Below are 1,577 nucleotides of genomic sequence, written 5' to 3'. Positions count from 1 at the left end.
GGACGGGCTGGATGGTGCCGGCCGCGTCCTCAAACGCCGGACGGGCTGGATGGTGTCGGCCTTGTCCTCAAACGCCGGACGGGCTGGATGGTGTCGGCCTTGTCCTCAAACGCCGGACGGGCTGGATGGTGTCGGCCTTGTCCTCAAACGCCGGACGGGCTGGATGGTGTCGGCCTTGTCCTCAAACGCCGGACGGGCTGGATGGTGCCGGCCGCGTCCACAAACGCCCGACGGGCTGAAAACGCAGCCCCTCTCACGAAAGCAGGCCGACCCAGTCATGACGACCGCCGCAGCCACCCGCAGCGAACACGATCTGCTCGGCGACCGTGACGTCCCCGCCGACGCGTACTGGGGTGTCCACACCCTGCGTGCCACGGAGAACTTCCCGATCACCGGTATGACCATCTCCGCCTACCCCCACCTCATCGACGCCCTCGCCGCCGTCAAGGAGGCCGCCGCCCTCGCCAACGAGGAACTCGGGCTGCTGGAGCCGAAGAAGGCCGCCGCGATCGTCGAGGCGTGCCGGGAGATCCGGGACGGCAAACTGCACGACCAGTTCGTGGTGGACGTGGTGCAGGGCGGGGCCGGCACCTCCACCAACATGAACGCCAACGAGGTCGTCGCCAACCGGGCGCTGGAGCTGCTGGGCCACGCCAAGGGCCGGTACGAGCACCTGCACCCCAACGAGGACGTCAACCTCGGGCAGTCCACCAACGACGTCTACCCGACCGCCGTCAAGGTCGCGACCGTCTTCGCCGTGCACGAGCTGCTGAAGGCGATGGCCGTGCTCCAGGACGCCTTCGCCCGCAAGGCGGTCGAGTTCCGCGACGTCCTGAAGATGGGCCGTACGCAGCTCCAGGACGCGGTGCCCATGACGCTCGGGCAGGAGTTCTCGGCGTACGCCGTGATGATCGAGGAGGACCGCAGCCGCCTCGCGGAGGCCGTCGAACTGATCCACGAGATCAACCTGGGCGCCACGGCGATCGGCACGGGCCTCAACGCCCCCGCCGGATACGCCGAGTCGGCCCGCCGCCACCTCTCCGCGATCACCGGACTGCCACTGGTCACCGCCGCCAACCTGGTCGAGGCCACCCAGGACTGCGGGGCGTTCGTCCAGATGTCGGGCGTCCTCAAGCGGGTCGCGGTCAAGCTGTCGAAGAGCTGCAACGACCTGCGCCTGCTGTCCTCCGGGCCACGCGCCGGGCTCGGCGAGATCAACCTGCCGCCGGTACAGGCGGGTTCGTCGATCATGCCCGGCAAGGTCAACCCGGTGATCCCCGAGGTCGTCAACCAGGTCGCCTTCGAGGTGATCGGCAACGACGTCACCATCACCATGGCCGCCGAGGCCGGACAGCTCCAGCTCAACGCCTTCGAGCCGATCATCCTGCACTCCCTCTCGGAGTCCATCACCCACCTGCGCGCCGCCTGCCTCACCCTCGCCGAACGCTGCGTGAACGGCATCACCGCCAACACCGAGGCACTGCGCGCGAGCGTGGAGAACTCCATCGGCCTGGTCACCGCCCTCAACCCGTACATCGGATACACCGCCGCCACCGACATCGCCAAGGAAGCCCTCG

The 1,577-nt window shown here is 68.5% G+C and carries 1 protein-coding gene; it reads left to right on the top strand.

The genetic code is table 11. The features are described from left to right. Positions 1-277: 277 nt before the first annotated feature. Positions 278-1,577 (top strand): aspartate ammonia-lyase (locus AOK08_RS31135; RefSeq protein WP_055532287.1); only part of this gene is annotated, 1,300 nt, incomplete at its 3' end.

Origin of the sequence: Streptomyces graminilatus, from assembly GCF_001418565.1 — a bacterium.
In the GTDB taxonomy this organism is placed as follows: Bacteria; Actinomycetota; Actinomycetes; order Streptomycetales; family Streptomycetaceae; genus Streptomyces; species Streptomyces graminilatus.
Note: the sequence above shows the minus strand (reverse complement) of the source record. Positions and strands in the feature narration are given on the sequence as shown.